Raw genomic sequence first — 22400 nt, forward strand, 5'->3', positions numbered from 1 at the left:
AACCGCTATAAGAATTAATATAGAGTTGCAGGAACTTTTTCATAGAGACCTACGAAAGTAACAATTTTTGCCTGTTCCGTTTGTAATAAGTTTATTGGTTTTGCGCGAACTGATAGGTGATTTAATTTTTTAGTGACACAAAAAATCCCTTTCTGAGTGATCCAGAAAGGGAGTATAAAAAACGTTGTTATTTTAGAACAGCAAACTTCTGTGCTGTATAGCTTATTTTAATTTATTTACTTCTGCTTTTATTTTATCACGCGTTGCATCAGTAACGGGTGTTAAAGGTAAACGAACGTTATCTTTAATTAAACCTAACTCCTGCATAATGGCTTTAACTCCACAAGGATTACTGTCAACAAAGCACAATCTTATTATTTCTATAAAGCTATTGTGCACAGGACGGGCTGCAGCGTAATCACCTTTCAAGCTTAATCGCACCATTTCTGAGAATTGAGCAGGGAATGCATTACCTATTACCGATATTACACCAATAGCCCCTAAAGCCACCATAGGTAAAGTCACCGGATCATCTCCTGAGATTAACTCAAATCCTTCTGGTTTTCCGGCCATGATAGCATTAAACTGGTCAAAACTACCTGATGCTTCTTTGGTTGCTATAATATTTTTGAATTCACGAGCTAACCTCAATGTGGTTTCAGCAGTCATACTCATACCTGTCCTACCCGGTACATTGTACAGAATAATAGGTAACTTGGATGCCTGAGCTATTGCTTTGTAATGCTGATAAATACCTTCTTGTGTTGGTTTATTATAGTATGGAGATACAGATAATATAGCTTCGTATCCATTTACATCAAACTGAGCTACTTCTTCTACTATTTCAGCAGTATTATTCCCTCCAATACCTGCTACTAAAGGTACTCTTTGGTTTACTTTTTCGCTTACGAAATGGAATATCTGTTTTTTTTCGCTCTTAGATAATGTTGCAGATTCTGCAGTAGTTCCTAAAACTACTATATATTCTATTTTTCCGTTAATTAAATGTTCTATGGTAACAGACAGTGCTTCAAAATCTATACTGCCGTCACTGTGAAAAGGTGTAATCAGCGCTACACCGGTCCCCAAAAATCTGCTCATTTTATTTTATCTAAATAATATCTTATCTGGCGAGAAAAACCAGTTATACTTTCTTCGTTTGTTTCTATCATTAAATCGAAAAAGGGCATTCTTCTGTTATCGTAAGCTGCTACTTTAAATACCGATTTTGACATGGCTGCTGTATAAAGTAATGGAAAACATAACTCTGTACAAAGATGGATCAGGATATCAAATTCATTATTGATAAATTCCCTGATTTTTTCTGTGTTTGGAATATAATTCCACTTTATATCTTCTTTGGAAATAACGTGAATATTTTTATCCACTTTATCCCTCAACGAATCGTCTAAAAGAAAGCCCAGCAACCTTACTTTCTTATCTATTACTTCCAATGTATTTGCAAATTGCATAACTTCTGAAAGTTCTTTTTCGTTTTTTATGGGTACTAATATGCCAATATTTTCGGCATCGTTTAAAGAAACGGTCCTTTTTTTTCTTCTTACCTTCTTCAATTCCTGCTTTAGCCCTGCAAATCCGGAACGTAATCTCATGTAATTTAACATCTTACCTAACTTTCAGATTCTGTTTAGTCTAAAACAATACTTTTTTATTTTTATTGCCCTAACAATTCAAATAGCTGCTGTTCATTAATCATCGGGATATTCAATTTGGTTGCCTTCTCCAATTTAGAAGGTCCCATATTATCCCCAGCAACCAGATAATCTAATTTTGAAGATATACTGCTTAACATCTTCCCTCCATTATCTTCTATAATTGTTTTCAGCTCGTCCCGGCTATGCCCTTCGAATACTCCCGAAATCAAAAAAGTTTTACCCAATAATTTTTCGCTCTGTAAAATTACTTCCTTTTCTTCAATTTCAAACTGTAAACCTTCATCAATTAATCTTTTTATCTCCTCAACATGTTTTTGATCTGAAAAATAGCTTAATAAACTATTAGCTATACGCTCGCCTATTTCTTCCGCCTCTATCAATTGATCAAAATTTGCGTTCATCAGATTGTCTATATTTTTGAAATGATAAGCCAGTTTTTTAGCTACTGTTTCGCCAACATATCTGATTCCTAAACCAAAAAGAACTTTTTCAAATGGCATCTGTTTGGATTGTTGTATCCCCATCAACATATTATTGATAGATTTTTCTCCAAAACGCTCCATTTGTTTCAGCTCACTTTCGTGAACAGATAATTGATATAAATCGCTTATTTTATGGATAAAGCCTCTGCTATATAAAGTTTCTATAGTTTCGTCCCCTACACCATCTATATTCATTGCTTTACGACTTATAAAATGCTGTATCCTACCTATAATCTGTGGACGGCATGATTCATCGTTCGGACAATAATGTACAGCTTCTCCTTCTACACGTACCAATTCGGTACCACACTCCGGACAGTTATTAATATAATATATTTTTTTAGCTCCGGTTTGTCTTTTATCCAGATTCACCCTCATGACTTTAGGAATAATCTCGCCACCTTTCTCCACTACAACTGTATCTCCTTCGTATAGGTCTAATCTTTCTATCTCATTGGCATTATGTAAGGTTGCCCTTTTTACAGTAGTCCCTGCTAAAAACACAGGTTTTAGATTGGCTACCGGGGTTACCGCCCCTGTTCTGCCCACCTGATAGGTTACCTTTTCCAGAACGGTTTCTACTTCTTCTGCTTTAAATTTATAGCTGATTGCCCAGCGTGGAGATTTGGCTGTAAAACCAAGCTCTTGCTGTTGGGCATAACTATTTACTTTAATAACAATTCCATCAATATCGTAAGTAAGGCCAAAACGTTTCTGATCCCACACTTTTATAAACTCTAGTACCTGATTGATGTTGGTACAAAGCTTACTTTCTTCAGATATCTTAAAACCCCAACTTTTTACCGCCTGCAAGCTCTCCCAATGTGTTTTAAAAGGATTATGCTCTGCATAAAGGAAATATAAATAACAATCTAACGGTCTACGGGAAACCTCTGCTGAATTTTGCATTTTAATAGTTCCTGATGCAAAGTTCCTCGGGTTTGCAAACGGAGCCTCTTCATTATCGATACGCTCCTGATTCAATTTTTCAAAAGCTGCTTTATGCATAAATATTTCGCCACGTATTTCAAAAGAAGATAGCGGGTTATTCTTTTCTATTTTATGCGGAATGGTGCGTATGGTTTTTACGTTTGTAGTTACATCGTCACCTTTGGTACCATCACCTCTGGTTACCGCCCTTAGCAAATCACCATTTTCATAGGTCAGGCTCATAGAAAGCCCATCAAACTTTAACTCACATACATATTCAAAGTCGTCACCTATTATTTTTCTGACACGCTGATCAAAATCGATAAGATCCTGTTCATTATAAGTATTCCCCAAAGATAACATGGGCCACTTATGTTTAACAGTTTTAAATGTTTTGGTTATTTCTCCCCCTACTTTTTGGGTAGGTGAATCCTTACGAAGAAACTCAGGGTGTTGTTGTTCCAGCTTTTCGAGTTCTTTCAGTTTCTGGTCAAAATCAAAATCTGAAATTGTTGGCATGGCCAACTGATAATAGTTATAATTATGCTGATTTAACTCGGCAACTAACGAATCTATTTTATCCTTAATCTCGAAAAGCGACATGTGAGCGAAGATACTATTTTGGAGATAAATTTGAAACTCCTACGCCTCTTGCCCGATTATTTTTCTTACTATTTATTGATTTTTAGGGTGGTATAAGTTAGGGGTAAGCCTTGATAGACGTTTAGTAATCCAAATTTTTCTATATCTGCTTTTAACATCACCTTAGACGGGATCTTAATGTCAAATTTTTCTACAAAGGGCGAATAATTGAACTGCAAAGCATTCCGGTCAGAGAAAGATGCTATAATTTTGGCATCTGCTTTATCATTAAACAGCTCTGAATTTTCAAAACCTTTTTTAAACATGGATATTTCTTCTGATTTAGGTACTCCGGGTCTGTTTAAACAAACATATAATGATAAATCATCACAAAATTTAAGTACCTGCAATTGGTATTGAATAAATTCGTTTTTTATTTTCAGCTTATGCATCAAGTGTTTTTGTCTTTGAACCTCTCTTTGGTAAAAAGACCGCCCTGCTTCACTTAATGCATTCTTAAAAAAAGAAGAATAATGAAGGCTACACAATAATGCAGAATATGAATTCACCCGATCTACCTGTTCTATACCATGCTTATAAAAATAAACCTTAAGCTCTTCAGGATAATCTGTAAAATCGTATGGTCTTTTCAAATAATCGTTCCAGATAGGTGCTGCATCTGGTACCAACCAAGCCCTATCATGTTGAAATATGGCAAAACTCAAAGATTCATAATGCTCTGCGCTGATAAAGTCCTTTTTAAAATGTAAAAAGAACTCGCCTGAAATGGTTGCATGATCGTGTTGTGTAATAAGTGTAAACGCATCTTTTGATTCTCTAACAATCATATCCAACAAATATTCCCAAAATATTTAATTACTAACTCAATATATTTTTCAAAAAACGAATAACTCTTCGTTTAACAGTCAAAGTTCTTCGCCTTCAGAAGACAGATGATTAAAATAAACCACAAAAATCAACAATATTTTAAACAAATAGAAAAATAAAAGCATAGAATATTTACATATTTCTACTAATAACTGTATATCATTCACTTAGGTATTTACCGAAAGATATCTATTTTTTCTAAAACAACCCAATATTTATTAAAATGAACAGGTATTTGTTTCTATTTTACTACTCTTCAATAATTCTTAGAGTCCCAAATTACAGGTACTTTCTTCATAAAACATATAATGTTAATTTATATTTCCCTTCCTGTTTAATAAGTATAGGCTCTAAAAAAGATAATGCGTAAATTTGCTTATTCAACAATATGAGATTATGAAAGTCAAAATTTTTGGTATTCCTAACTGTAACTCTGTTAAAAAAGCAAGAACATGGTTAAAAGAGAATAATATTGAAGAAGATTTCCACGATTTTAAAAAACTAGGTACTGATAAGTCTCTTCTTGAAAAATGGTGTGCTGAATTTGGCTGGGAAAACGTATTGAATAAAAAAGGCACTACCTGGCGAAATCTTGATGAGGCTGAAAAGAATTTGGTTAAAGATCAGGATTCTGCTATTGCTTTAATGCAAAAACATACCAGCTCTATTAAAAGACCTGTTATAGAAAGTAAAAAAGGTAATACAATTGGCTTTGACGAAGCTTTATTTGAAACAACTTTTAAATAAGTTGCGTTAAATAATGTTAACGGCTTGATTTATTGATTTCATTATTAGATTTTTGAAATTATGAGTATCAGACTTCTTTTTGCACTACTATTATTTGTTCCGTTGTTTAGCAAAGCTCAAACAGCGTTAAATGGTACTGCCTTTGATGCCGATACCAGAAACAAGCTAAATCTTGTTTTTGTGAATAACCTAACCCAAAAAGAAGGTGAACATTCTAAACAAAAAGGAGATTTTTCTGTAAAGGCAGAAATTGGTGACCTTATTGTTTTCTCGTGTCCGGGTTATTTGAGCGATACTTTAATTGTAGAAGACCTTACTCCTAAAATGGTTTTGCTTAGACCTGCTATTATAGTACTAGATCAAGTTGTTGTTACTGCACAAGGTAAAGCCGAAGATTTAAAACAGGTATACTCCTCTGCTTACTCTTCTGCCGCTACCAACATTTTATCTAAAGATGGTGGAGTTAGCCTTTATAACGCTTTTAGTACACAAGCAAAACAAAAACGGGCTTTTCAAAAGTTTATGGACAGTGAGTTAAACGAAAAAGCCATAGACCAAAAATTCAACCGTCAACTGGTTACTGAACTGACTAAGATTAGAGGACAACTATTAGAGGATTTTATGTCTTATTACAGACCTACTTACTCTCAAGTATCTGCCATGAACGACTTCGAACTCAGAAATTATATTGTAACCTCTTACAATGAATACATTAAACTCCCGGCCGAAGCCCGTATTTATCCTTCATTACCAAGAACTTCTTTTGGTGGAATGAGGTAGGTAATCTACAAATGCTTATCCATTAGAGTTTGGATAATTCCGTCTACCATTCCTAAACGAGGAACATAAATATCTTCTATTTCTGCCCATTTCATAACCGATAGAAAAATATCACTCGCAGGAATAATAACATCTGCCCTGTCTTTATTTAGCCCCACTACATCAATACGTTGTTCAAGAGTAAAGGACTTTAAATAATCGGCTATATGCTCCAGATTTTCGTAAGTCATGGCTTCCCCTTCTTGGGTTTCAGACAATCGGTACAGTTTATTAATATTTCCACCCGTACCAATGGCACTTAGCTTCAGGTTCTTCGTATTTCTAAACACCCAACTTCTCATATCATCCCAGGTAGCTGCTTTATCCTGCTTATCTAAAATCCGTATGGTGCCTATATCAAAAGATTTAGATTGCCTTATTGCTCCATTTGAAAACAGAGAAAGTTCGGTGCTACCTCCTCCTACGTCTATATATAAATAACTTTTACTTTTATCCAGGTATTCTTCAAAATGACTGGCATATATAATAGAAGCTTCTTTTCCTCCTTCCACTATCTCTATGTTCATATCCAGCTTCTTGTTTACTTTATCTATTATCTCCTGTCCGTTTTTTGCTTCTCTCATGGCAGATGTAGCGCAAGCCATATACTCCTCTACTTTATAAACCTCCATTAGGTTTTTAAATGCCTGCATGGTCCTAAAAAAATCTTCAGCTTTAGGTTTTGATATTTTCTTTTTTCCAAAAGAATCATTTCCCAAACGCAGGGGTACGCGTATAAGAATTGTTTTTTTATATGATCTGATATGATGTTCGTTTTTCACTTCGGCAATTAACAATCTTATTGCATTTGAACCGATATCTATTGCTGCGTATTTCAATTACTGATTTTAGATTTCAAGTATTGATAGGTTTCAAATTGTGACCTTACTTTTTTTGACAACCTGTTTCTTCTATACTTATTATTATTGGAAGAATTAATCTCCCTTGCTTTCACATTATCCTCAAGTTGGATGTTAATAATATCTCTTATTTCCTTTTTGATATTTTTAGACAGGATAGGAAATCCTACTTCTATCCGATGATCCAGGTTTCTGGTCATCAAATCTGCCGACAGCAAATATATCTTTTCTTTACCTCCATTTCCAAATATCCATACCCTGGCATGTTCTAAATATTTATCTACAATAGAAATAACTTCTATGTTTTCACTCACACCTTGTATTTGTGGAATCAGACAGCACATTCCTCTGATAATCAACTTTATTTTTACACCAGCACAACTTGCTTCATACAATTTATGTATTGTTTTTTCATCCGCCAGTGAATTCATTTTCAGAATCATGTATGCTTCTTTCCCTTTTTTCATCTGCTTTATTTCTTCATCTATAAACTGGAACAATTTTGTTCTGGTTTCGTACGGAGATACAATCAGGTATTGATATCCGGAAGATAATTTATTGGCAACTACTGATTTAAAAAGTTTACTAAGTTCTCTTGTTATTTTTTTATTAGCCGTAAACAAACTATGGTCACAATAAATTTTTGAAGTAGCTTCATTAAAATTTCCCGTTGCCAGATTGGCATAAAACATTTTCTCGCCATTTTCTATTCTGGTAACCAAGCATATTTTACTATGGACTTTATAATCTAATAAGCCGTGACTTACAATAACCCCTTCCTCCTCTAATTTTTTAGCCCAATAAATATTAGCCTGCTCATCAAAACGAGCTTTCAATTCTACCAGACAAAAAACTTTTTTACCGTTTTTTGAAGCATTAATTAATGCATTAATAACTTTAGAGTTTTCTGCTAAACGATAAAGTGTAATCTGTATTTCGGTAACTTTCGGATCTATAGCTGCTTCACGCAAAAAATGTATAATGTAATCAAAAGATTGATAGGGCAAATTTATCAGAAAATCTTTTGTTTTGATGCGTTCTATAATACTGTTTTTATAAGTTAATCCCTTTACGGGTAAAGGTTCTATTTTCCGATATTCCAGTGTATCTCCACCAACATTTGGAAAATCTTTGAAATCTCTAAAATTCAAGTACCTGCTACCCGGAATAAGACTATCACTACTTAACCCCAGATTATTTATAATTACCTGAAGCATATCTTTAGACATTTCCTCATCATACAATAAACGCATAGGTTTTCCCTTTTGCCGTTTCTGTAAACTTTTAGTAAGTGCTTCTATAAATTTTTCGCTAACCACTTTATCCAAATCTATTTCCGCATCACGAGTTACCTGAATAGCATAACTTTCTATTTCATCAAAATCAAATGCAAAAAATATCTGATCCAGATTGTAACGTATAATATCATCTAGTAATATGATATATTTAAGATCATTCGTTTGAGGTAAAATCAAAAACCTTTTTAAGGTCTGAGGTATTTCTATTAGTGCATACTGATCTAAAGTATTTTCTTTTTTAAGTCTGATAAAGAAATAAAGCAACTGATCTTTTAACTCTGGAAATGGTTGTTTTTCTGAAAACATAAGGGGAACTATTGTTGAAAGTACTTTGTCCTGAAAGTATTCTTTCACAAAAGTCCCCCGTCCTACGTTAAGTTGTTTTTCGTTAATAATAAATATTTTGTTAACCGTCAACTCCTTGATGATTCCTTCGTAAAGTAGGTTGAATTTTTTTTCCTGCCTTACAACTATCGTCTTAATTTCGTCAAGAATCTTTTTGGGATTGTATCCCAACTCTGACTTTGTTTTACTAACAATATTTGTTAAACGGTTTAAAGTAGCCACCCTCACTCTATAAAACTCATCCAAATTGGACGAAAATATAGCTAAAAAACGTATTCGCTCTATTAAGGGCACACTTTTGTCTGCTGCTTCCTGCAACACTCTGGCATTAAAATATAACCAGCTAATTTCTCTATTTAATAACGGTATTCTGTTGCCTCCCATATTACTGGCTTATCAAGCCTTCTAGAAACAGCTAAATTACTAAACCATTATTTCGTTAATGTTTCCTTTTTATCATCTTTATTTACCTCAGGAGTAGAAACAGCATTGATTTTATCTACAGACTTACTGTCTGCCGCTGGTTTTGGTATAGCCTTAGAAGTATTAATTGTTTTTGGTTTTACCGCAGCCGGTTTTGCAGGTGCCACTCTTTTTACTGCTGGTGCTTTTGCTGGCACTTCTTTCTTCACTGCTGGAGCTGTTACTTTTTTATCAGTCGTTGCCTGTGATGTTTTTGGAGCTGTACTAGTCTTTGCCTGAGCAGGTTTGGGTGATGATGGTTTTACGGCTACCGGTTTAGCATTTACCGACTTTACAGATGTTGTTTTTGAAGGAGACGGTTTAGCAGGAGCTACTTTTTTGACAACAGAAGCTACCTTTTTCTCTAACTGATTTGCTTTATTAGCTACCGTAGATTTAGTATCAGCTACAGCTTTTTTAATAGTTGGCTCTTTTTTTTGTATAGCTTTTACTAACTCTGTCTTTTTTTCTTCTACTTTATCAACTGCTTTTACAACAGATTTTTTTACCGGCTTAACAACCTTTTTTTCTACCTGTGTAGCTGCCTTTTTTGTATCTGTTTCTACCTTTTTCACTATTTTGGCTGCTGCTTTTTTTAGTTCTTTTTCTTTTTTATTAGCAGTTTTCTTTAATTTCTTACCTTTTTTCTCTACAGTACCAGTGGCAGATTTTAAATCGTTAGTAAGTTTTTTAGCCAATAGCTTACTTGCTTTCCCTAACTCTTTCCCTATCTCTTCTGCGTCATGTCCCAAACTTTTCACAAAATCAAACATTTTTTCTCTAAGGCCTTTGGCTAACGTACCTTTCGCTTTTTTTTGGACTTTTTTGTCCACTTTTTTGCTTTTCTTTGCTTTCATAGTATTTTTTATCTTGGTTTATTTAAAGCTATCTTTAATATATCAAATAATCAAATTAAAAATTATGCCATCTTTTGACATTGTAAGTAAAATAGACGGTCAGACTCTTGACAACGCTATAAATAACGCTAAAAAGGAAATATTGAATAGATATGACTTTCATGATTCTAAAAGTTCCATTGAATTGGACAAAAAAACCAATTCATTGACTATTATAACAGAAAATGATATGCGTTTAAAAGCCATTATAGATTCCATTATTTCCAGAATGATGAAACAACATCTGGATCCTAACGCGCTAAGTTTAGAAAAACAGCAATATAGCATTTCTGGAAATATGCTCAGAAAAGATATTTTGGTAAAAGAAGGTATTGACAAAGAAGTAGCTAAAAAGATTGTAAAAAAGATTAAAGACTCCGCATTAAAGGTACAGGCCTCAATTATGGATGATCAGGTGCGAGTACAGGGTAAAAAAATTGACGATTTACAATCTGTTATACAGTTATGCAGAACAGAAGATTTTGGTCAGCCCTTACAGTTTATTAATATGAGAAATTAAGTTCCTGATACAAATCAGACTTACTGATCTAAGTTTATTCTAAAATATAGAAAAGTAAAAGTCAGATTTTTAGAGAAACAATTTAATTCTATTGGTAGAGATTTTATGAGAAAGGATATTTTAAACAAGTCTGCTAATTATTTATTAGCAGACTTGTTTTAGCTTTTCAGTTACTTAGAGTTCTTTGTGTCCTGAACTGCCAAACGTATAGACTGAGCCATAGTTTTGGCCTCTTGCATGCCTTTTCTTAATCGCGTACCTGCTGCGCTGTTTCCTTTTTTGTAGAATTTTTCTGCGTCTGCCTCTAAATCAGAGATCAAACCTTTCAACTTTTGAAAATGTTCCATTTTAAGACTCCTTTATTGATTTTGGTTAATAATTTAATTATATAGCTAATGTATCATGTTTTTCGATAAAAAAAAACTTATAAGCAGCTATTTAACAAGCATATACTTACTTTTTTTCCACATTTTTAAGATTTAAACAGTTCAAATCACTTTTCTTGTACTTATAAATCATTTAATTTTTGTCTCAAAATCATTGGATATAGGTTTTAAAAATACTAACTGAATTACTAAGGCGATTAAGACAATACCTGCTAACATCGCAAAATCTTTACCTAAATTACCTGCATCAGTCGATTTCCCTAAAAAGTCAGTTATAAATGCTCCAGCAAAAACACCAGTCATATTCATAATACCATAAGCCGTTGCTCTATATTTAGATGCAACGAACTGACAAAGAATAGGCATATTGTTAGCATCAGCCATTCCATATCCAAAACCAAAACAAAATGCAGCACTGACAATATGTATCAATGATCCTCCAAAACCTATTAATAGTAGCGAAGGAATAGTCAATCCTATACCAATAGCACTGGTATACACCCTGCCTTTAAGATTTATTTGCACCCATCTATCTGACAATATACCTCCAAAAATAACTCCCAGAAATGAAGATACCGCAATCGTAATAGTTGAAATAGGTCCCGCAGCAGACATGTCTATATTTAGATTTTCGGCAAAAAGTGTAGGCAACCAATTTTTAGTTGCCCATCCCGGTAAACTTGGTACTGTAAAATAAAACAGAATAATCCAGAAAGAAATATTGGTAAATAAAATACTTAATCCTTTAAAAATAGATTCTTTACCATTTACAGGTTCAGTATCGGTTTTTTCTGTCAATATTTTTTTATCCTGTAAAAAGAAAACCAACACAGCAGAATAAACAATTCCAACTAGCCCAAACACATGAAAAGCTTGTTGCCAAGAAAACTGATGTGCTACCGTGGCACCAAAACCTCCCAATGCCTGCCCCATATATAAACCTGTCATATGAATACCGATTGCTAAGGATCTAGTCTTAGAGGTATGAAAATCTGCAATCAAAGACAATCCCGCAGGAATATAAAGTGCTTCACTTACCCCCATTAACCCTCGTAATATGTACAATTGATTAAACGTAGTAGCATAGCCCATACTATAAGTAACTAGAGACCATACAAATAAACTTCCTACAATAATCCATTTTCTATTGAATTTATCAGAAATAATTCCAGAAACTGGACTCATAAACCCGTATATCCAAAGAAAAATAGCCATTAAGCGCCCAAAATTTGTCGCGTATTGTAATTCTAAAATATCAACCTGCATTGATGGACGCATGGTTGAAAGCATCTGGCGGTCAAGATAATTCAGCAAAGCAACTACCCATAAAAGGGCAACCAATATCCACGGATAATATCTGGAGTGTTTCATATACTTATTATATTAATTTAAATGCCCCAATAAAATATTAGGTGTCCGTATTCCTGCTTTGATTTCTCCGGTGGGGATAATTACATTATTTCCCCAAACCACAGCGGTTGTTGTTACCGGAACATTAAAGGAAATTACATTGAATGTAGTCCAGGTATTTTCCTGAGTACTGTATTCTAATACTGATTTACTAAAACCGGGATGATTAGTTTGTACAGCAATTTTTTCCTGATTTAACTTTTCCTTTTTCAGCAAATCTGTTTCATTATTTATTGACACAATTAAAGACTCTGCTTTATGAAAAGTTACTCCTTTATCTCCTCCAAATAAAAGTATTGATTTACCATTTACTGCAACACCTGTACCGGCAGAAAGCGGATAAGGAATATCTGCTTTTTGAGACCACAGATTCGTTTTCAGGTCGAACTGGAAAACAGAGGAATAAAAAGTGGTTAAATTTCTAGAGTTTCTTTTTCTACCACCCACTATATAGATACAATCATTTATTCCGTTCGACTGTGAAACCATTACCGAATGTGAAACTTTCAATGGCAATGTTGGCATACTTTGCCAGCCTTTAGAAAGATTATCGAGGTCTAACGCCATAAAGGTATCGGAAACCGTATTGGACAACTCGCCACCGGCAATATATACAATATTCCCAACGGATGTAATTGAAGCATTTGCTACTACAAAAGGTAATTCCGGCAGATTTTTAACCTCAACTTTCTTTATTTCCTCATTCCATTGTATCAATAAAACTTTATCGCTTAATCCCTGCTCATTTTCTCCTCCTGCGTAAACTATCCCGCGGGAAGTGCTGCAAGATGCACCATAGGCAATAGGAAATGGCAGTTTATATATTTCGCCATAACTTGTTATCTCTCCCTTTTCATTCTTGGTAAATACAAAAATATCATCGTAGTATTTTTTCTTTCCGCCAAACCAGGGCATTTTATCCGGGAAATTAGCCCCGCCACCAATTATTAACAAATCTTTATGAACGCCTGCTATTGGCCCTGCTAATCCCAACTGTTTCTCCCCATTAGAAAGAGAGGGTAAAATTGTGGCAATTTCCCATTCTATGGTGCATGGAGATTCTGTTTGAGCTACTACTGTATTAAAGTGCATCGTCATTATATATAGTAAAGTAAAAATGCTGTATTTAAAAGATTTCATAATTATATCATCTTAACAGGGATTGTCCACAAGAACTATTACCAAATCCATTACATTGGTATTTGTTGGGCCTGTATTAATATGTCCGCCTGTTTCTTTAAAGAAATGACAGGAATTATTCTGTGCCAGGAAGTCTTTAGGATTAACATTCTTTTGCGCTGCATTTTCAACGGTACTGTTGTCTATAATTGCTCCGGCGACATTTGTAGGGCCGTCTCCTCCATCAGTTCCACCAGCTAACAATGTTATTTGTTTATCCTTGTCTATATTTAACAAAGCTGCCAGTGCTAAGTGTTGTGAACGTCCACCAATTCCCTGTTTATTATTCACTTCTACTGTTGTTTCCCCTCCATAAATAAAGCAAACAGGATTATCTGCTTTTATACTATTAGCTTTCTGTGTTATTTTTTCTGCTACATCTACAGCCAGACCTTCCATTACTTCGCTCTGGATAATAACTTTATAACCCAAATCTTCCGCTTTCCCGGCTGCTGCATTTACTGCCATTTCGTTGTCTGCAATAATGTAATTGACTGTCTTTGTAAATACCGCTTCTTCTGTTTTCTGTTTCCCTACATCTATAGATCTCTTTAGATTTTCGCTTAATTCATCGTATATCTGATATTTTTTTAAAATATCTTTTGCAGAATCATGGGAATAAAGCTTCGGCACTGTTAAACCTGAGCCTATAGTTGATATATCGTTATTAGGAACATCGGAAATAATGAAAGATATAAGCCTTGAGGGATAAATAGCTTTTGCCAATCCACCGCCTTTTATCTTAGAGAGCTGCTTTCGCACACAGTTTATCTCATTTATGTTTGCTCCGCATTGTAAAAGATTTTCAAATAATTCTCTTATTTCGCCTAAGTTAGACCCATCAGGAAAATCTGTTAATATAGACGATGCTCCTCCTGATAACAAAAAGAAAACAAGATCTTTTTCTGTAGTCTTTTCTGCAAATTTCAGTATTTCATTAACTGCTGCAACACTATTTTCATCAGGAACCGGATGTGCTGCTTGAAGTATCTTTATTTTCTTTAAAGGCAAAACATGTCCGTACTTTACTGCGATAATTCCTGAAGTCAAAGCATCCCCCAAAATATCTTCTAAAACCTGTGCCATTGCTGCCGCAGCTTTTCCTGCCCCTATCAAATAGACATGCCCGATAGTATCTAAATCTATTTTCTCTCCTTTTACAAATAATGCGTTATCTCTTTTCTGAATCCATTGCGGCATTATTTCCTGTGGTTGTACAGCCTGTATACCGGCCCTGAAAATATCTTCTGCTTTTTCTCTCACCGTCACTGGCTTACTCCTTTCCTTATTTCCTCTCCTCTTCTAAAAATATGAGTAATGGACAAATCTTCTTTAGACAACGCAACCAAATCTGCAAAATACCCTGTTTTTATTTTCCCATATCTGTCATCAATACCAAGTAATTTGAGAGGTATTTCTGATGCCATTTTAAATACATCGTAAACAGGTATCCCCACTTTAATCACACTGTGCTTCATAGCATCGTACATACTGATATTTGACCCTGCCAGATTTCCTTCTGAGTTTACATACCTTCCCGGTTGATGTATAAATTGAATACCATCCATCTCTAAATCTTCTTTTCCGATAAACGTGGCATCAGAAACCAGAAATAACCTTCCTTTTTTTAATCGATAAGCCAATCTTACTGCTGTATCATCGCAGTGAAAACCATCTACAATGATTCCTGCATAAACATCACTGTCTAATGTTGCCCCAACCAAACCTGGCTCTCTACTACCAAAAGAGGACATCGCATTGAAAAGATGCGTAACACAATTAACTCCTTTGGCAAAAGAAGACTTTGAAAACTCTAACGTTGCATTAGAATGCCCGGCAGAGATAATAATACCCTTTTCTTTAATCAAAGTCAGTTGATAATCGGTAAACTGTTCTGGCGCTATGGTCATCATTTTTATAACTCCGTCTCCCGCATCAAGGATGGTTTTAAGCTCCTCATCTGTCGGTTTCCTGATATGTTTAGGATTATGTGCTCCTTTCTTTTCCATATTTAAGAAAGGCCCTTCTAAATGTAAGCCCAGAACTCCGGGTTTTCCCTTAGACATATAAACTTTCACAACATCAATTGCTTTCAGGATGTTTTGCAGAGAAGTAGTTACCAGTGTAGGCAATATATTTACGGTTCCAACATGCAAATGGTCGAGATACATTTGTTCTAAAACCTCCTCGGTAATCGTATCAGAGAAGTAAACTTTTATTCCTCCGTTTAGCTGTAAATCAACAAAAGCTGGCGCCAGGTATGCCCCTTTCAAATCAATACTTTTTTCATCTATTGATATTTCTGATGAAAGTTCTTTTATGATACCATCTTTCATATATAGAGAGTGATGTGTTATCAACTCATCTTGTTCATTAAAATAAATGAAATTCTTCAGGACAGTTCCCATTTGCTTAATAATTATTTAATGTAGTATCTTCTTCTTGGAAAGACTGGTAAAAACTATCCCTCCTTTGTTTCCTCTTTCGTAGGCTATGCCAATATTATTGTTATCAATTTCTACCAAATCTGAATAGGCGGATGGTCCTTTATCTACCAGATAAGCCGTTTCCCAGGTTTTTCCGTCATCCCAACTTGCTCTTATCGTCATTTTTTCTCTTTTGGCCTGACTATCAGGGTTGCTGAATAATATAACATGTTTCTTTTTGTGCTTTACATCAAGCATACTTCCCTGGCAAATTGGGTCGGGCAATTGTTTATCCAGGTATACGGTATCCCAGGATTCTCCACCTGTTTTACTGAACGCCAACAATCTGTACTTGTATTTCTTACTCTGCAACCTGACATTTTGCAGGATGCTCCCATCAGACAATTCTGCTGCTATACTTTCATTACCCGCAGGAAAATCTATATCTGTACCTAATTTCCATGTCTTGCCATGATCATCGCTATAAAACCCATGTGATCGGAAATTATCATAATTATCTTTTAGTTTATCTCCTACAGAATGGTTTGCGGCAATATATAAACGCCCTTTATATTTGCCTTTGCTTATTTGTATAGCATGACCGGGTGTGTTGGTTGTAGTTCTCCAATCTTCCTCAAAATTATATTGAGGATTGTATTGCGGTAATTTTGGACGGTGTACTTGCAGGGTAATATTTACAGGATTACTCCATATTTCCCCATTATCTACGCTGGTTTTATAAAGAACTTCACGTAAGCCATTACCAGCGACCAAATCATACTCTGTTGCAGTTCCTGTATTATAGAGTAAAAAAATTCTGCCTTTTGGATATTGTGGGTCATGGAAATCAACTACAGGTGCTGGGTCTCCTGCTTTAAATTCGCCATTATCTGCTATTATTTCCAAAGCTCCCCATGTTTTTCCTTTATTTCTGCTCCGCTTCATTACCAGATCTACATTGCCAAAATCGCCACAATCTTTCTTTCTTGCTTCTGCAAAAGCTAACAAATCGCCATTGGGAGCTTTAATTATTGCGGGAATCCTGAAACAATTGTATCCTTCTGTTTCGTTTTTAAAAATATAATTATACTCCTCCTGGGAAAAACATACTGTTGACCCTAAGCAAATCAACAAAATAAAAATGTACATCTTGTGTAATTTATAAAAAGGCATGTTGTTAAAAGTTTATATTGTATTAGTTCTAAAATTTATTTTATAATAATCATTATCTGTGGAAAACCTTTTACTCTTTACATCCACATATATCGGCGATATTAATCTTTCGGAATACAAAACCACCTGTATTCCCCTTTTCATATACTAAGCCTATTTCGTCAGCTCCTAATGAATACATTGCGGAATAAGATGCAGGGCCTGAATCAACCAAATATTTATGGGGCCAGGTTTGCCCATCATCCTTACTTGCGCTTATACTCATTTTTGTTCGACTGGATGAATTCGCAGGGTTGCTGAATAAGATGATATGTTCCCCTTTGTATTTAACATCTAAGAGATTCCCCTGACAAATTGGATCCGGCAATTGAGTTGCAAAACGTGGCGCATTCCAAGATTCACCTCCCGAATTACTCACTGCAATTAATTTGAATTTTGTATTAGCCGGTTGTCCTTTGGGATCTTTTAGAATCTGATATCGAACTGCCTGTATAATATCTCCATTGGATAATTCTGCTGCTGTACTTTCATTTCCTCCTTCAATCTCAATATCACCTCCAATCTTCCATGTTGTACCATTATCATCAGAATAATATCCATACGAGCGATAACTACTAAAGTCGTCATCATGAGCTTTTACTCCCAAACGATTACCTGCAAAATATAGCCTTCCTTTTTTAGGTCCATTTTTTATCTGTATTCCATGTCCTTGTGTATTTACTCCTGTCCAACTTGGCTCAAAATTATATCTGGCATCGTAATCTGGTGCATTAGGCCTATGAACAAAATGGGTGATGTTTGTTGGACTACTCCATGTGCTTCCATTATCAATGCTGGTTATATACCATACCTCCCGGATTCTTTTTGTTTTCCCTTGTTTATCCACATAGTTTGTAGATGTATTATAGAGTAAAAAGATTCTTCCGTTTGGATACTTTGGATCCATATAATCAATGACCGGTGCTGGATCACCTACTTTGTAAACACTATTATTAACCAATACTTTTACTTTAGTCCAGGTTTCGCCTCCATCACTACTTTTTTTCATGACCAGATCAATATCTCCAAAATCATCACAGTCATTCACCCTACCCTCGGCAAACACCAACAAATCTCCGTTGGGCGCTTTGATAAAACCAGGAATCCGGTAACAGAAATATCCCTCTTGTCCTTTTTCAAAAAACCTTGTATGATTTTCTTCTTTAGGAATTAGATTCTTAGATTCTTCAATCTTATTCTTTGCACAACCTAAAAGGCCAACAAATGTTATTGCTAGTGTCAATATTCCTTTTTTCATTATTAGAATTGTTTCTATATATTTTCTCTTAAAAATTTTCCAGCAATTGCCAACAATACCATTCCTGACGAGGCAAGTGAAACGGTCCCTTAAACATATTGCCTTTTAACGGAACAGATACCCGTCCGTCTCTGTGCAAATAGCCAAACCATTCTCCGTATTCTTTATCAGGAAAATGTTGATAGGCGTAATCATGTACTAAACGATGCCAATCGGCATATTTTTCATCGCCCGTTAAGGTATAAGCCAATAAAGTTGCTATTATTGTTTCATTATGAGGCCACCAGAATTTCATATCCTGCCAATATTCCTGTACGGGTTTATCATATACATCTCTGAAATATAATATACCTCCGTGTTCTTTATCCCATCCTCGTTCCCACATATAATCCAACATCCTGCATCCCAAATCTATTAAGTGAGGATCATTATTCCTGTACCTGGCTTCATGAAGAATAAACCATGCTGCTTCTATGGCATGTCCCGGATTGAGAAGACGACCATCAAAATGATCGCTAATAGAGCCGTCCGGCTTTACCTGCTCCATTACAGAGCGAATATCGTCTTTTACAAAATCCCGTTCTATTTCCTGTATCCAGCGGTCAATCCATTCGTTACAACGTATATCACCTGTATATTCCCGTAACTGCTGTGCTACAAATATGAATATCATAGGAATACTAAAGCCTTTTAAAGGACGCGTATCTGTAAATTTTGCCGGTAAAATTTCAGGATGCTGAATATAGTTCAAACATCTTCCAAAAACTTCACTTGCCAAATCTGCATATTTTTTTTCTCCACTGGCTTTTGAATAGGCTGCAAACGCAACTATCGCAAATACTTCCGAAGAAAAATACCTTCTTTTCCTTATTGGCCTCCCATCTCTTGTAGTATGAAAAAACATTCTTCCATCTGTATCGAAACAATATTTCTCTAAAAAATCTACTCCTGATTTTGCTCCTGCAAGCCATTCTTCTTTTTGTTCTACCGTATTATATAACGTTGACAAAAGCCAGGAGAACCTACCTTGTATCCAAACGGCTTTATCATCATCCACTAAACTTCCGTCCCTGTCCCTCATCAATAGATAGCCGCCATATTCTTGGTCTAAACTTTTTGGAAACCAAAATGGCAAAGTATCTTCTAATAAACGATCACGATAAAACTCCTTAAGCTGTTCCAGTTCCGCTTTCTTATAATCCATTTCTGTGTTATATTATCTCTCTTATACCAATTGTTCTTGTAGTTTATTTTTTGATGAAAGCCTGAAGAAATCCATATCATGCAGATCTTTAATAAATTCTTCATATTTACTTTCCTGCATATTTTCTATCGGGAACCTGAAAGTTCCGCAATCTATGCCAACGGCTTTCATAAAAGCTTTTCCTGTTGCCATACCCCCATATTTTTTGAGTATCTCTACAATGGCTATAGACTTATCCTGTAATAAACGGGCATTTATAAGATCTCCGGCATCAAAAGCTTTTATCAATCCATAATACAATGGCGCTGCATAATTAAATGTACTGCCTACAGCCCCTTTTGCTCCTATTGCCAAAGCAGAAAGGAAAACCTCATCTCTACCCCAAAGCAGATCGTATTTCTGGTTTTCAAAATTCAGGCAGAGCTTATAGTCCATCAAATCTTCATGGGTAAACTTAATCCCTGAAAAGTTATCTAGCTTTCCATCAATGGCTTTCAGAAAAGGGTGCATTTCAACAAAAGCTCCTGTTAATGCCGGGATATGGTAATAATACATATTGATATTTGGCACCGCCTTACCTATTTCTATACAGAAATCAGCCAAAGCCTCAGGGCTTTTCACTTTAAAATAATAAGGTGCTATCAATGCTATGGCGTCAAAATTTGATTTTTGCGCTATTTCTGCCAATTCTATACATTCTGTAATGGATGTACCACCTACCAATGCTATTCTTTTCAGTGTATGTACTTTTACTTCGCCCCATTTCTCTATTAAGGATTGTTTCTCCTTAAAGCTTAATGCTACTCCTTCTCCTGTAGATCCGCAGACGAAAGCCCCTGTAACTTTGTTTTGTTCCAAAAAGGTTGCATATTCCTGTATAATATCCAGATTCAGGCTTTTATCTGGGTGCATTGGAGTAAATGGTGCGGCTACTAATCCTTCTATTTTATTTATCATATGATTTTATATATTTTTTGTAAAATGAGCTATTTAATGGATGGGGCTAACGTTATGCTCCTAAACATTGTATAAGGTGAAGCAGTGGCTAATACTTTCTTATTTGTTTCTTTGGATAGCTGTTCATCAATCTTATCAGATACCTTAATTATTTGAGATTTTGTAGTCCCATCAAAACTTCCTACCGAAACCACATAGACATCGACACCTTTTTTTGATGTTATTTTAGCTGTAACACTTCTTAAATTAGACGTAATACCAGAAAAGTCCAAAGAGCCTTGCTCTTCCCATTTCTGGCCATCTTTAGAAGTGTACTTTCTCAAGAAACCATTTCCATCATTATCTACTGCATATAGTAAATCAGGAATATTATTTTGGTCAGTATCCAGCATCACAATCTGGTGAACCGTAGAACTTCCAGATAACTTATGCTCTTTGATACGATCCTTTGGAGTGATTGGTAAAGATGAACCTACTGAAAAAAATGAATTACCACCTCTGGTAAGATATATCTTGTTTAAAAAAGTATAAACGCTTAACATTTGTGAATTAACAGCTGCCACTCCTTTTGTCTGTGAACTTTCGCTAAAAGGAATATATCTCAGGCCCGCTGTTCCTTCCTCTCCTTTTGTACCTGTTGTAGCAATGTAAAAGCCCTTATTTTCGGCAATGGCACAGCGAGGTGAACCTCTATCGTCAATTAAAACAGTAGAAGTATTAACTTTTCCATCAACACCTATTCTTCCGATGGTTTTATTTGAATATCCGGTTGATTGCCCGATACGCTGCTCATATCCGATAATAGTTAAATATTTGCCATCTTGAGAAAGTGTCATAAGGCCTTCAATTGGAATTGCTGAGGATGTATATTGAAGACCTGTCAGCATATTATTCGATTGTGATGAGATATATGGGACATCAATAGTTCTTACTAATTTCCCTTCCTGTGTATATTCATCAATAAATACAGGCACTGTCTTATTTCTTGGCTTTCCGTCTCCATACCTGTAAACTGCTAAATTATCCGGGTAAAAATCCTGGGAGTAAACTGTTGTGACGTGTATTGTAAAAGCTATAAACAGAGAAAAGATGATACCCGGAAATTTGTTTGACTTCATATTCATAGTAATTGTTTTTGATTTATAAATTAAAATTCTGTAGCGGCTAACTTTCAGTTAAGATAGGGTTGTAAAATGCTTTTCCATAGTTCATACCCCCTGGCGCTAAGATGAAGTCCATCATAAGTATAAAGAGAGTTTAACCTATCTTTTTGATCAAGGAAATGTGGATGTAAATCTATCAGTTCAACTTTTTGTCTCTTTGCAACAGCTTTTATTCCTAAATTAACTGCTGCAATATGCTCGTCTTTGTTAAAATGACTTTTTGCAAATTTGGTATAAGTATTATTTACAGGTAAGACAGTCTGTAAATATATTTTTGTTTTTGGCGTTTCTGATTTAAGCTCTTTTACAATTCTTTCTATATTATTGATAATAACTCCATCCGGAATATTTTTGGCAATATCATTAACACCTATCAGGATGAATATTTTTGCTGGCCTCCCTTTGCTTATTTCAAAAAGACGCTCTAATAATCCATAAGTATAATCTCCAGAAATACCTCTATTTTTTGCATCTGAATTATTTAATAATTCATTCCAATCTATTCCGGCAGTAATACTGTTTCCTAAAAAAACAATATCACTTTCAGATGTACTGTATTTTTTGAAATATTCACGACGAATATCATAGCTCGCAGGTCTGGATAAACTATCCCATTTTAGATTTTGTCCATACGCCAAACAGGTGTTTAACAATATTATACCTAAAAAAATAAAAGTGTTTTTTTTATTTATCATAACTT

21 protein-coding genes are annotated in these 22400 nt (G+C 35.0%); 3 read left to right on the forward strand and 18 right to left on the reverse strand.

Translation table 11 applies throughout. The features are described 5' to 3' along the window. Positions 1–222: 222 nt before the first annotated feature. The 4 genes from dapA to ACFSAH_RS16165 form a co-directional block, all read right to left on the reverse strand. Positions 223–1101 carry a 4-hydroxy-tetrahydrodipicolinate synthase gene (gene dapA, locus ACFSAH_RS16150; protein WP_379663774.1) on the reverse strand — a complete coding sequence of 293 codons (879 nt, stop codon included), beginning with the start codon at positions 1099–1101 and terminating at the stop codon, positions 223–225. Continuing rightward, positions 1098–1625: a DUF6913 domain-containing protein gene (locus tag ACFSAH_RS16155; RefSeq protein ID WP_379663775.1), complete on the reverse strand. Its 528-nt coding sequence runs from the start codon at positions 1623–1625 to the stop codon at positions 1098–1100. The genes dapA and ACFSAH_RS16155 overlap by 4 nt, the downstream gene beginning before the upstream one ends. 50 nt (positions 1626–1675) lie before the next feature. Next, complete coding sequence (gene ligA, locus ACFSAH_RS16160; protein ID WP_379663776.1) at positions 1676–3691, reverse strand: NAD-dependent DNA ligase LigA; 2016 nt, start codon at positions 3689–3691, stop codon at positions 1676–1678. Between the two features lie 68 nt (positions 3692–3759). Continuing rightward, the gene (locus ACFSAH_RS16165; RefSeq protein WP_379663777.1) at positions 3760–4518 is read right to left on the reverse strand and encodes a DUF3891 family protein; all 759 of its coding nucleotides are present in this window, start codon (positions 4516–4518) and stop codon (positions 3760–3762) included. Positions 4519–4954: 436 nt separating this feature from the next. Here ACFSAH_RS16165 and ACFSAH_RS16170 point away from each other — a divergent pair, with 436 nt between their 5' ends. Then, a complete protein-coding gene (locus ACFSAH_RS16170) occupies positions 4955–5305 on the forward strand; it encodes an arsenate reductase (RefSeq protein WP_379663778.1) in 351 nt (116 codons plus the stop codon). A 60-nt stretch (positions 5306–5365) separates the two neighbouring features. Beyond that, positions 5366–6085: a hypothetical protein gene (locus ACFSAH_RS16175; RefSeq protein WP_379663779.1), complete on the forward strand. Its 720-nt coding sequence runs from the start codon at positions 5366–5368 to the stop codon at positions 6083–6085. 5 nt (positions 6086–6090) lie between these two features. Here ACFSAH_RS16175 and ACFSAH_RS16180 read toward each other — a convergent pair whose 3' ends face one another. Genes ACFSAH_RS16180 through ACFSAH_RS16190 form a run of 3 tightly spaced genes read right to left on the reverse strand, consistent with a single transcriptional unit; the run spans position 6091 to position 9946 of the window. Then, on the reverse strand, positions 6091–6963 hold the full coding sequence (locus tag ACFSAH_RS16180) for a Ppx/GppA phosphatase family protein (RefSeq protein WP_379663780.1): 873 nt from the start codon (positions 6961–6963) through the stop codon (positions 6091–6093). Next, on the reverse strand, positions 6960–9011 hold the full coding sequence (ppk1, locus tag ACFSAH_RS16185) for a polyphosphate kinase 1 (protein ID WP_379663781.1): 2052 nt from the start codon (positions 9009–9011) through the stop codon (positions 6960–6962). Before ppk1 ends, ACFSAH_RS16180 begins: the two co-directional genes overlap by 4 nt. 47 nt (positions 9012–9058) lie before the next feature. Then, positions 9059–9946, reverse strand: coding sequence for a hypothetical protein (locus ACFSAH_RS16190; protein WP_379663782.1), 888 nt, complete (start codon positions 9944–9946; stop codon positions 9059–9061). A gap of 64 nt (positions 9947–10010) precedes the next feature. Between ACFSAH_RS16190 and ACFSAH_RS16195 the strand changes: the two genes are divergently transcribed. Then, positions 10011–10505, forward strand: coding sequence for a YajQ family cyclic di-GMP-binding protein (locus ACFSAH_RS16195; RefSeq protein WP_379663783.1), 495 nt, complete (start codon positions 10011–10013; stop codon positions 10503–10505). A 170-nt stretch (positions 10506–10675) separates the two neighbouring features. Here ACFSAH_RS16195 and ACFSAH_RS16200 read toward each other — a convergent pair whose 3' ends face one another. From ACFSAH_RS16200 to ACFSAH_RS16250, 11 genes are all read right to left on the reverse strand, one after another. Then, the gene (locus tag ACFSAH_RS16200; protein WP_379663784.1) at positions 10676–10852 is read right to left on the reverse strand and encodes a histone H1; all 177 of its coding nucleotides are present in this window, start codon (positions 10850–10852) and stop codon (positions 10676–10678) included. 168 nt (positions 10853–11020) lie between these two features. Then, a complete protein-coding gene (locus ACFSAH_RS16205) occupies positions 11021–12262 on the reverse strand; it encodes an MFS transporter (protein WP_379663785.1) in 1242 nt (413 codons plus the stop codon). 12 nt (positions 12263–12274) lie between these two features. Beyond that, positions 12275–13441, reverse strand: a complete 1167-nt coding sequence (locus ACFSAH_RS16210) for a Kelch repeat-containing protein (RefSeq protein ID WP_379663786.1) — start codon at positions 13439–13441, stop codon at positions 12275–12277. A 12-nt stretch (positions 13442–13453) separates the two neighbouring features. After that, the gene (locus ACFSAH_RS16215) at positions 13454–14743 is read right to left on the reverse strand and encodes a glycerate kinase type-2 family protein (RefSeq protein ID WP_379663787.1); all 1290 of its coding nucleotides are present in this window, start codon (positions 14741–14743) and stop codon (positions 13454–13456) included. A gap of 2 nt (positions 14744–14745) precedes the next feature. Beyond that, positions 14746–15888, reverse strand: coding sequence for an N-acetylglucosamine-6-phosphate deacetylase (gene nagA, locus ACFSAH_RS16220; RefSeq protein WP_379663788.1), 1143 nt, complete (start codon positions 15886–15888; stop codon positions 14746–14748). Between the two features lie 15 nt (positions 15889–15903). Next, a complete protein-coding gene (locus ACFSAH_RS16225) occupies positions 15904–17055 on the reverse strand; it encodes a sialidase family protein (protein ID WP_379663789.1) in 1152 nt (383 codons plus the stop codon). Positions 17056–17149: 94 nt separating this feature from the next. After that, positions 17150–18376 carry a sialidase family protein gene (locus ACFSAH_RS16230; protein WP_379663790.1) on the reverse strand — a complete coding sequence of 409 codons (1227 nt, stop codon included), beginning with the start codon at positions 18374–18376 and terminating at the stop codon, positions 17150–17152. Positions 18377–18404: 28 nt separating this feature from the next. Then, positions 18405–19580, reverse strand: a complete 1176-nt coding sequence (locus ACFSAH_RS16235) for an AGE family epimerase/isomerase (RefSeq protein ID WP_379663791.1) — start codon at positions 19578–19580, stop codon at positions 18405–18407. Positions 19581–19601: 21 nt separating this feature from the next. Beyond that, complete coding sequence (locus tag ACFSAH_RS16240) at positions 19602–20537, reverse strand: dihydrodipicolinate synthase family protein (protein WP_379663792.1); 936 nt, start codon at positions 20535–20537, stop codon at positions 19602–19604. A gap of 29 nt (positions 20538–20566) precedes the next feature. Then, the gene (locus tag ACFSAH_RS16245) at positions 20567–21655 is read right to left on the reverse strand and encodes a hypothetical protein (RefSeq protein ID WP_379663793.1); all 1089 of its coding nucleotides are present in this window, start codon (positions 21653–21655) and stop codon (positions 20567–20569) included. 53 nt (positions 21656–21708) lie between these two features. Next, entirely contained in the window at positions 21709–22395 is a 687-nt protein-coding gene (locus ACFSAH_RS16250; protein ID WP_379663794.1) for a GDSL-type esterase/lipase family protein, read from the reverse strand. Positions 22396–22400: the final 5 nt, after the last annotated feature.

It is taken from the genome of Pseudopedobacter beijingensis, from assembly GCF_042678145.1.
Taxonomy (GTDB): domain Bacteria; phylum Bacteroidota; class Bacteroidia; order Sphingobacteriales; family Sphingobacteriaceae; genus Pseudopedobacter; species Pseudopedobacter beijingensis.

What these genes read in the sequence shown, in the direction of transcription:
- ACFSAH_RS16210 (WP_379663786.1), bottom strand. Translation starts at nt 13,441, where the DNA reads ATGAAATCTTTTAAATACAGCATTTTTACTTTACTATATATAATGACG.
- ACFSAH_RS16205 (WP_379663785.1), bottom strand. Translation starts at nt 12,262, where the DNA reads ATGAAACACTCCAGATATTATCCGTGGATATTGGTTGCCCTTTTATGG.
- ACFSAH_RS16240 (WP_379663792.1), bottom strand. Translation starts at nt 20,537, where the DNA reads ATGATAAATAAAATAGAAGGATTAGTAGCCGCACCATTTACTCCAATG.
- ACFSAH_RS16235 (WP_379663791.1), bottom strand. Translation starts at nt 19,580, where the DNA reads ATGGATTATAAGAAAGCGGAACTGGAACAGCTTAAGGAGTTTTATCGT.
- ACFSAH_RS16245 (WP_379663793.1), bottom strand. Translation starts at nt 21,655, where the DNA reads ATGAAGTCAAACAAATTTCCGGGTATCATCTTTTCTCTGTTTATAGCT.
- ACFSAH_RS16165 (WP_379663777.1), bottom strand. Translation starts at nt 4,518, where the DNA reads ATGATTGTTAGAGAATCAAAAGATGCGTTTACACTTATTACACAACAC.
- ACFSAH_RS16230 (WP_379663790.1), bottom strand. Translation starts at nt 18,376, where the DNA reads ATGAAAAAAGGAATATTGACACTAGCAATAACATTTGTTGGCCTTTTA.
- ACFSAH_RS16250 (WP_379663794.1), bottom strand. Translation starts at nt 22,395, where the DNA reads ATGATAAATAAAAAAAACACTTTTATTTTTTTAGGTATAATATTGTTA.
- ACFSAH_RS16155 (WP_379663775.1), bottom strand. Translation starts at nt 1,625, where the DNA reads ATGTTAAATTACATGAGATTACGTTCCGGATTTGCAGGGCTAAAGCAG.
- nagA (WP_379663788.1), bottom strand. Translation starts at nt 15,888, where the DNA reads ATGGGAACTGTCCTGAAGAATTTCATTTATTTTAATGAACAAGATGAG.
- dapA (WP_379663774.1), bottom strand. Translation starts at nt 1,101, where the DNA reads ATGAGCAGATTTTTGGGGACCGGTGTAGCGCTGATTACACCTTTTCAC.
- ligA (WP_379663776.1), bottom strand. Translation starts at nt 3,691, where the DNA reads ATGTCGCTTTTCGAGATTAAGGATAAAATAGATTCGTTAGTTGCCGAG.
- ACFSAH_RS16175 (WP_379663779.1), top strand. Translation starts at nt 5,366, where the DNA reads ATGAGTATCAGACTTCTTTTTGCACTACTATTATTTGTTCCGTTGTTT.
- ACFSAH_RS16170 (WP_379663778.1), top strand. Translation starts at nt 4,955, where the DNA reads ATGAAAGTCAAAATTTTTGGTATTCCTAACTGTAACTCTGTTAAAAAA.
- ACFSAH_RS16195 (WP_379663783.1), top strand. Translation starts at nt 10,011, where the DNA reads ATGCCATCTTTTGACATTGTAAGTAAAATAGACGGTCAGACTCTTGAC.
- ACFSAH_RS16190 (WP_379663782.1), bottom strand. Translation starts at nt 9,946, where the DNA reads ATGAAAGCAAAGAAAAGCAAAAAAGTGGACAAAAAAGTCCAAAAAAAA.
- ACFSAH_RS16200 (WP_379663784.1), bottom strand. Translation starts at nt 10,852, where the DNA reads ATGGAACATTTTCAAAAGTTGAAAGGTTTGATCTCTGATTTAGAGGCA.
- ppk1 (WP_379663781.1), bottom strand. Translation starts at nt 9,011, where the DNA reads ATGGGAGGCAACAGAATACCGTTATTAAATAGAGAAATTAGCTGGTTA.
- ACFSAH_RS16225 (WP_379663789.1), bottom strand. Translation starts at nt 17,055, where the DNA reads ATGTACATTTTTATTTTGTTGATTTGCTTAGGGTCAACAGTATGTTTT.